At 62.5% G+C, this 8,931-nt stretch carries 8 protein-coding genes; 7 read left to right on the forward strand and 1 reads right to left on the reverse strand.

The features are described from left to right. Positions 1-176: 176 nt before the first annotated feature. From AC07PV_RS23975 to AC07PV_RS24005, 7 genes are all read left to right on the forward strand, one after another. Complete coding sequence (locus AC07PV_RS23975; protein ID WP_218296982.1) at positions 177-623, forward strand: hypothetical protein; 447 nt, start codon at positions 177-179, stop codon at positions 621-623. A 49-nt stretch (positions 624-672) separates the two neighbouring features. Next, the gene (locus tag AC07PV_RS23980; protein ID WP_056173069.1) at positions 673-1,035 is read left to right on the forward strand and encodes a response regulator; all 363 of its coding nucleotides are present in this window, start codon (positions 673-675) and stop codon (positions 1,033-1,035) included. Positions 1,036-1,080: 45 nt separating this feature from the next. Further along, a complete protein-coding gene (locus AC07PV_RS23985) occupies positions 1,081-3,210 on the forward strand; it encodes a chemotaxis protein CheA (RefSeq protein WP_494631500.1) in 2,130 nt (709 codons plus the stop codon). 54 nt (positions 3,211-3,264) lie between these two features. Further along, positions 3,265-3,753 (forward strand): chemotaxis protein CheW, encoded by a 489-nt coding sequence (locus tag AC07PV_RS23990; protein WP_218296984.1) that lies wholly within the window; start codon positions 3,265-3,267, stop codon positions 3,751-3,753. Between the two features lie 113 nt (positions 3,754-3,866). Beyond that, positions 3,867-4,772 carry a CheR family methyltransferase gene (locus AC07PV_RS23995; protein ID WP_369643490.1) on the forward strand — a complete coding sequence of 302 codons (906 nt, stop codon included), beginning with the start codon at positions 3,867-3,869 and terminating at the stop codon, positions 4,770-4,772. Positions 4,773-4,801: 29 nt separating this feature from the next. Further along, on the forward strand, positions 4,802-5,551 hold the full coding sequence (gene cheD / locus AC07PV_RS24000; RefSeq protein ID WP_218296985.1) for a chemoreceptor glutamine deamidase CheD: 750 nt from the start codon (positions 4,802-4,804) through the stop codon (positions 5,549-5,551). Between the two features lie 15 nt (positions 5,552-5,566). Continuing rightward, the gene (locus AC07PV_RS24005; protein WP_218296986.1) at positions 5,567-6,673 is read left to right on the forward strand and encodes a protein-glutamate methylesterase/protein-glutamine glutaminase; all 1,107 of its coding nucleotides are present in this window, start codon (positions 5,567-5,569) and stop codon (positions 6,671-6,673) included. Between the two features lie 83 nt (positions 6,674-6,756). Here AC07PV_RS24005 and AC07PV_RS24010 read toward each other — a convergent pair whose 3' ends face one another. Further along, positions 6,757-8,655, reverse strand: coding sequence for an ATP-binding cassette domain-containing protein (locus tag AC07PV_RS24010; protein WP_494631501.1), 1,899 nt, complete (start codon positions 8,653-8,655; stop codon positions 6,757-6,759). Positions 8,656-8,931 lie beyond the last annotated feature (276 nt).

The raw sequence follows: 8,931 nt of genomic DNA on the forward strand, positions 1-8,931 counted from the left end.
CATAGGATACAAATTGGAACAAACAAGGGTGTTTGTCCGATTGGGATGGTTTCAGCGTCAGCGTCCAATGGATGCCGACACCATGGTGCGCATGCCTTTGCTTTGGGCTTTTGTGCAGATATCGTAGTCCTGGGATTTTTGCGTGCTTTGCTGCTGCGTGCTGCGATGGAGAAACGATGCAATCTACGCTAACAACGTCTGGAGGACCTGCTGTCCAGGTTCCCGTCATGGTGGCGGCAGAGCTGCAGGATTCGTTGCTGGTCGTGATGCATGACCTGCATCGCCTGGAAGGCCTGCTCAGCCATGCCACCGACAACCTGCTGGAACGTTTTGGAGAGGCCAATGCCGTGCTGACGGACGCGGCTGTGGCCGATTCTCCGGAGCTGGTGGCCGCTCGGGCCGCGCTGCGCAGCGCCGTGACCGAATTGCAGTTCCAGGATATGGCGTCCCAGTTGATCTGGCACACGACCAAGGTGCTTCAAGGATGCGCTTTCCGCTTGGCCTCCGAGGCCATGGGCAATGAAGATGGTGAAGAAGCAGCGCCATTTGCAGAGATGGCGCCGGACCGGCCCAACCCCGTCACGCAAAGCGAGATGGATGCCGGTTCCGTGGACCTGTTCTGATCTTCACGTCACTGGTTAACCTATATATTCAAGTCAGTTGGAGCCTTACATGCAATCGATCCTAGCCGTAGATGATTCACCGTCCATGCGGAAAATGGTGTCGTTCACTCTCACGGGTGCCGGCTACCACGTTGTGGAGGCGGTGGATGGGCAGGATGCCCTTGAGAAGGCCGAGAGCCATGACATTGATCTGGTCCTGGCCGACCAGAACATGCCGCGCCTGGACGGTATCGGATTGACGCGCAAACTGCGCGAGAACCCCAAATTCAAGACCATCCCGATCCTGATCCTCACCACCGAGTCGAGCGATCAGATGAAGCAGGCCGGGCGCACGGCCGGGGCGACGGGCTGGCTGGTCAAGCCTTTTGATCCCAATCGCCTGATCGAAGTCATCCAGAAAGTGATCCGCTGAGCCGGATTGGATTGGCCCGGACCACCAAGTACACAGGAGCCCACGATGGCGGAAACCTACCAAGAAGGATCGGGAGCAGGCGCTGACTTCGACCTGAGCCAGTTCTATCAGATCTTTTTCGAGGAAGCGGGCGAAAACCTGGACCAGATGGAGCAGATGCTCCTGGATCTGGATCTGAGCAGCGCCAATGATGAAGAGCTCAACGGCATCTTCCGGTGCGCCCATTCCATCAAGGGTGGCTCGGCCACCTTTGGTTTTTCGGACGTGGCGGAGCTGACGCACCAGATGGAGTCCTTGCTGGACCGGTTGCGCCGCCATGAGCTGCAACCCGTTCCCCAGATGGTGGACGTGCTGCTGGAGTCCGCCGATGCATCCCGCAGCTTGCTGGCCCGCCATCAGGCCGGAGGCCAGGGAGAGGCTGTCTCCACCACGTCGCTGGTGCGCCGCATCAGTGAGCTTGCTGCGGGGCTCGTCCCCAGCGACGCGCCCGCCGTGGCACCACCGCTACCTGCGCCAGCCCCGCAGGTAGCGGCTCCAGCGCCCAAGGCGGTGACGCCCGCAGTCGCCGGACAGGCGCGTGCACTGGAAATCCAGATCGGCCCGCTGGAGCGGCCGCAGCAGGCCGATGCCATCAAGGAACTGTTCCGGGATATTCCCGGGCTCGGTGCCATCCGGGACATGGAAAGCACCCAGCCCAACACGCGGCTGTTCGCGGTGGAGACCACCTCCACCAACGATGATCTGCTCGACCTGTTCGCCTTCCATGTGTCCAAGGAGCAGGTCCTCATCCGTGAGGCCGCTGCAGCAGCGGCTGCAGCCCCGGAGGACGCGGACGACGATGTCGTGGTCGCCGCGGATGCCGCCGGAGGCGAGGCGTACGGCTTCTTCAGCGATGCGCCGGGTGCTCCCGGTACCGATGCGCCCCGGGCGGCAGCGCAGGCCCCCGCACAAGCGCCCAAGGCTGCGGCCCCCAAGGCTGCGGAGCCCAAGGTCGCCATGCAGGCGCAGATGGAGTCCACGACGATTCGCGTGGACGTGAAAAAGGTCGACCAGCTCATCAACCTGGTGGGTGAACTTGTGATCACCCAGGCGATGCTCGCGCAGAACAGCCGGGGGCTGGATGCAGGCGCCTACCAGCAGCTGCTGGCGGGGCTGGCCGACCTGGATCGCAACACGCGCGACCTGCAGGAATCGGTCATGTCGATCCGCATGATTCCGATGTCCATCGTCTTCAGCCGCTTCCCCCGCATGCTGCGGGACTTGGCGAACAAGCTGGGCAAGAAGGTCGAACTGGTGACGCTGGGCGAGGCCACCGAACTGGACAAGGGGCTGGTCGAGAAGATCACCGATCCGCTGACACACCTGGTGCGCAACAGCTGCGACCATGGGATCGAGATGCCGGCGGACCGCTTGGCCAAGGGCAAGTCGGAACACGGGACCATCACGCTGTCGGCCTCGCACCAGGGCGGATCGATCGTGATCGAGGTGCGCGACGATGGCCGTGGCCTCTCGCGCGAGAAGATCCTCAGCAAGGCGCAGGAGCGCGGCATCGAAGTGTCCGAGCAGATGAGCGATGCGGAGGTCTGGCAACTGATCTTTGCACCAGGCTTTTCCACCGCCGACGAGGTGACCGACGTGTCCGGGCGTGGCGTGGGCATGGACGTTGTCAAGCGCAATATCGCGGCGCTCAACGGGTCGGTGGAGATTGACTCGGCCGAGGGTTACGGAATGAAGGTTTCCGTGCGCCTGCCGTTGACGCTGGCCATCATGGATGGCATGTCCGTGGGGGTGAGCGACGAGGTCTACATCCTGCCGCTGTCTTCCGTCGTGGAGTCCTTCCAGGTCAACGCGGACGATGTGAGCACCGTGGCACAGGGATCGCAACTGGTGAAGGTGCGCGACGAATACATGCCGGTGATCGCGCTGGAAAAGATCTTCCAGGTGCCGCGTTTTGACCCCAACAAGTCCAGCAACATCATGGTGGTCGTGGAGGCGGATGGCAGCCGTGTTGCGCTGCTGGTGGATGAGCTGCTGGGCCAGCACCAGGTGGTGGTCAAGAACCTGGAATCGAACTACCGCAAGGTCCCCAACGTGTCGGGCGCCACCATTCTGGGCGACGGCACGGTGGCGCTCATCCTGGATACGGGCGGGCTGGTGCGGCGGGCGCGCCACTAGATTTGAGCAGCCGTGCCCGAAGGGCAGGGCGCTGTCACGAAAGGAGAATTCACCATGAGTGTGATGGGTAAAACCGCAGAGGCGGTGCCAACGGGCACCCGCGAATATCTGACGTTCCGCCTCGACCAGGAAGAGTACGGCATCGATATCCTGAAGGTGCAGGAGATCCGTGGCTATGAGCCACCGACACGGATTGCGAACGCCCCCAGTTTCATTAAGGGCGTCGTGAACCTGCGTGGCACGATCGTGCCCATTGTCGACATGCGCCTCAAGTTCAACTGCGCGCAGGCGGACTACAACAGCTTCACGGTGGTCATCATCTTGAACCTCCGCAACCGGGTGGTCGGAATCGTGGTGGACTCCGTCAGCGATGTGATGGAACTGACGCCCGAGAGCATTCGCTCTGCACCGGATATTGAAAGCGCCATCGACAACAGCTGCATCCTCGGGCTCGGGTCGGTGGGTGAGCGCATGCTGATTCTGCTGGACATCGAGAAACTCATGTCCGGTGTGGACATGGGGCTGGTGACCGCCAACGAATAGGGCGAATAGGGCGCAACCGTCACACCAGTGGTGGATCCAGCACCTGCCAGCAGATGGCGGGTGTGGCTAGCAGGTCTCTTGGAGCGAACAGGATTTCCCGTCGGACGATCAATATGGCCCAACCCACCAGTGCATTCCCCACGGCCCGGCCCACCACCGCCAGGGTGGATCCGGCCTATGCCGCCGCGGCTGCCCCCTCGGGGCCGCTGGCCCAGGGGCGCGAGTTTGTCTGGACCAATGCGGATTTCGCGCGGGTGCAGGCGCTGATCTATCAGCGCGCGGGCATCAGCTTGCACGACGGCAAGCACGCCATGGTGTACAGCCGCCTTTCGCGCCGTTTGCGTGACACGGGGCACAACAGTTTTCACGACTATCTCGGATGGCTTGAGACGCATGACGGCCCGGAGTGGCAGGAGTTCATCAATGCGCTCACCACCAACCTCACGGCCTTCTTCCGCGAACAGCACCATTTCGAGATCTTCGCCTCGCATCTGCGCAGCAAGCCATCGACTGGCTGGCGGGTCTGGTGCAATGCCGCCTCTACCGGAGAAGAACCCTATTCCATCGTGATGACGGCGTTCGAGGCGCTGGGGGCCAACGCGTCTTTCAAGCTGACCGCCAGCGACATCGATTCCCGCGTGCTGGCGACGGCAGCGCAGGGGGTGTACCGCCTCGACAGCCTCAAAGGCCTGAGCCCGGAGCGCCTGCAGAAGTTCTTTCTGCGGGGCAAGGGGGCCAATCTGGGCATGGTGCGGGCCAAGCCGGAACTGCGGCGTGCCATTGATTTCATGAGTGTGAACCTCATCCGGGACGACTGGCCGTTCAAAGAGCCCTTCGATGTGGTTTTTTGCCGCAACGTGATGATCTACTTTGATGCACCCACGCAGCGGCGGGTGCTGGAGAGGATCCACAGGGTCCTCAAGCCCGGCGGCATGCTGTTTGTAGGGCATGCCGAGAACTTCAGCGAGTCCAGGGACCTGTTTACGCTGCGCGGCAAAACGGTGTACGAGCGTCGCTGACCCGCCATGTTGCCTAGCACCGAGCACACATGACCACCACTCCATCAGGCTCATCCCCTTCTTCGGCCGTTGCCGCGCCTGGCATGTCCGAGCGGCGCCGTGCTCCCCGCATCGCCCCCCTGAGCGCGGACATCTATGCCGCCGGGTCAGGGCCGGCCCGGGAGTCTTCGCTGCAGGAGCTCAAGGCGCACAGCCGCAAACCCGGGGAGGCTTCCTTCTTTTATCTGGACCATCACTTTCAGCACAATGCCGTGAAGGTCCTTCCGGGCGAATATTTTGTCGCCGACGAGAACATGGTCATCATGACCGTGCTGGGGTCATGCATTGCCGCCTGCCTGTGGGACAGCCGTGCGCGCATAGGAGGCATGAATCATTTCATGCTGCCCGATGGCGATGTGGGGGATGCCTCGGGGCGCTATGGCTCGTACGCCATGGAATTGCTGATCAACGAGATGCTCAAGCTCGGAGCCCGCCGCGAAACCATGCAGGCCAAGATTTTTGGCGGGGCGCAGGTCATGCACAACTTCACGACGATGAATGTCGGTGAGCGCAACACCAATTTTGTTTTGAACTACCTTCACACGGAGCGTATTCCCATCGTCTCCGAGGATGTGCTGGATATCTATCCGCGCAAGGTGGTTTTTTTCCCCATCACAGGGAAAGCCATGGTCAAGCGGTTGGCGCACGCACATCCCGAGGCCCTGGTGGCCCAGGAAGTGCGCGGCAATGCCGCCACCGTGGCCAAGACCACCTCGGGCGGTTCTGTCGATCTGTTTTGAGGAAGGCGTGAGTTAATGAGCAGGAAAATCCGGGTGATCGTGGTGGACGATTCGGCGTTGGTCCGCAGTCTGCTGTCCGAGATCATCAACCGGCAGCGGGACATGGAGTGCATCGGCACGGCCAATGATCCCTTGGTGGCGCGCGAGATGATCCGCGAGCTCAATCCCGATGTCATCACACTGGATGTCGAGATGCCGCGCATGGACGGCATCGACTTCCTGGGGCGGCTGATGCGCTTGCGACCGATGCCGGTGGTGATGATTTCCACGCTGACGGAGCGGGGCGCTGAAGTGACGATGAAGGCGCTGGAACTGGGCGCGGTGGATTTTGTGGCCAAGCCCCGTGTCGGCCTGGCCAGCGGCCTCAACGATCTGGCCACCCAGATCGTGGACAAGATCCGCGTGGCCGCGGTGGCGCAGGTTCGCCGCGCGCCCGCTCGCGAAACCACCGCTGCTGGCGGTGCGGGGAGTGGTGCAGGTGCAGCGCCTGCCATGCCCGCGTCGGCGCTCCTGGGGCGCCTGTCCACCGAAAAACTGATTTGCATCGGGGCATCCACCGGCGGTACCGAGGCCATCAAGGAGGTGCTGGTGCAGATGCCGGCGGATTCGCCCGCCATTGTCATCACCCAGCATATGCCCCCGGGTTTCACCACCAGCTTCGCGGCCCGCCTCAATGGCTTGTGCCAGATCACGGTCAAGGAAGCCGTGAACGGGGAACGCATCCTGCCTGGCCATGCCTACATCGCTCCGGGGGGAACCCAGTTCCACGTGGCCCGCAGTGGTGCCAACTATGTTGCCGTGGTGGATGATGGCCCGCCGGTGAATCGCCACAAGCCCTCGGTCGAGGTGCTGTTCAAGTCGGCCGCTGCCGTGGTGGGGCGCAATGCCTTCGGCATCATGCTCACCGGAATGGGCAACGATGGCGCGGCCGCGATGAAAGAGATGAAGGATGCCGGCAGCTACAACTACGTGCAGGATGAAGCCAGCTGCATCGTATTTGGCATGCCGCGCGAAGCCATTGCCCACGGCGCCGCGGATGAGGTTCTGCCGCTGGGGCAGATCGCCTCCGCATTGATTACGCGTTTGCGGGGCGCGACGGATCGGCTGCACCACCGGATCTGATGGCCGGGCACGGCCTGCGTTGCAGGCCGCGCATTTTGGCGACAGAGCAGCGCGGTCCTGCTTGTGCCCGGTGCCTTGGTGCCTCAGGCGGACAGGGCCGTCCAGCGTTCCAGTGCAGCCATCAACTCTTCCTCGATGGCCCCGGCCCGCGTGGTCATGTCGGCGGCCCGTGCGGGGTCGGCGCTGTACAGGGTGCCATCCGCCAGAGCATCCTGCAGTTCCTGCTGCTCTGCTTCGAGTCCGGCGATCTGTGCAGGCAACTGGTCGAGCTCACGCTGTTCCTTGTAGCTAAGCTTCTTTTTTGATAGCGGCTCGCGCTTGCTGGATGAGGCCTGAGCTGGGTTTTCGCTCAAATTCTCTCGGCCGGCCTTCTGGCCGGGCGCGGGGGAGGCCTGGAGTGCCCGGCTGCGCTTGGATTGCAGCAACCAGTCCTGCACGCCACCTTCATATTCCCGCCACAGGCCGTCGCCCTCGAAGGCGATGGTGCTGGTGACCACGTTGTCGAGAAAAGTCCGGTCATGGCTGACGAGGAACACGGTACCTTCGTAGTTCTCCAGCAGCTCCTCCAGAAGATCGAGGGTGTCGATGTCCAGGTCATTGGTGGGCTCATCCAGTACCAGGACATTCGCGGGACGCGCGAACAGCCGGGCCAGCAGCAGCCGGTTGCGCTCGCCGCCCGACAGCGAGCGGACAGGGGAATGCGCGCGGGCCGGAGAGAACAGGAAGTCGCTCAGGTAGCTCTTGACATGCTTGCGCTGGTTGCCGATTTCGATCCATTCGCTGCCTGGGCTGATGAAGTCCTCCAGCGTGGCATCCAGGTTGACGGCATGGCGCATCTGGTCGAAATACGCGACCTGCAGATTGGCGCCTTGGCGGATGGTGCCTTCGTCGGGTGCCAGCTCCCCGAGAATCATCTTGAGCAAGGTGGTTTTGCCTGCGCCGTTGGGTCCTATCAAGCCCACCTTGTCGCCGCGCAGGATCGTTCCGGTGAAGTTGCGCACAATGGTCTTGTCGCCGAAGGATTTGCCCACACCGTTGAGCTCCGCGACGATCTTGCCCTGATACCCGCTGGAGCTGCCGGTCGCTACGTCCATGCGAACGCTGCCCACCACTTCCCGGCGGGCCTCGCGGCGCGCGCGCAGGTGCTCCAGGCGGCTGATGCGGCTCTGACTGCGGGTGCGGCGCGCCTCGACGCCGCGGCGAATCCAGACTTCCTCCTGGGCGAGGAGTTTGTCGGCCTTGGCGGAAATGACGGCTTCCTGGGCCAGCTGATCCTCCTTTTGTATCTGGTATTGCGCGAAGTTGCCGGGGTAGGAGCGCAACTGCCCACGATCAAGCTCCACGATGCGGGTGGCAACGCGGTCCAGGAACGACCGGTCATGGGTGATGGTGACCACACTGCCTGGAAAATCAAGCAGAAGGTCTTCAAGCCATTCGATAGAGTCGAGGTCCAGATGGTTGGTGGGCTCATCCAGCAACAGGACGTCCGGGCGGGCTACCAGCGCTTGTGCGAGTGCCACACGCTTCTTGGTTCCCCCTGACAACGTGCCCACAACGGCATCCGGATCCAGATGCAGGCGCTGCAGTGTTTCCTCTACCCGCTGTTCCCAGTTCCAGGCGTCGTACGCTTCAATTTCGGATTGCAGGGCATCGAGGTCCAGGCCTTCCGCACCCGACAGGTACTGGTCACGGATGGCAATGACGCGCTGCAATCCTTCGGACGCGGACTTGAAGATGGTGGCGGTGGAATCCAGAGAGGGTTCCTGGGCCACGAAGGCAATGCGCACGCCCTGTTGTACCTGCAGTGAGCCGTCGTCTGGTTTGGCCAGCCCCCCGAGAATCTTGAGCAGCGAGGACTTGCCCGCGCCATTGCGCCCGATCAGTCCCACGCGCTCGGCAGTCTCCAGGGAAAAGCCGGCGTGGTCCAGCAGTGCAACATGCCCAAATGCGAGTTGGGCGTCCAGTAAGGTGATAAGTGCCATAAGGGCAGGATTATCGGGGGGAGGGTGGTGTTGCCGGCGATGGGGCAGAACTGGGCTGGGCGCTCGCACCCCCACTGGATGTGTTTTCTCACCCTTTAGTAGAGGACCGCAAGGAGGCGCAGTGGTCGTGGCGTGGCCGACGCCTGCATGGAGCGCAGGTTGGAGGAGGCCTTCAGGAAAGAAATGATCAACTTTCTTTTCGCCCTCCGAACTCATGCTATAGTCGAGGGCTTCGCTACTGAGGCGGTGCTGCAGAGATGCGGGGCGCTGGAGGTT

The organism is Acidovorax sp. GW821-FHT09A11 (genome assembly GCF_059418365.1).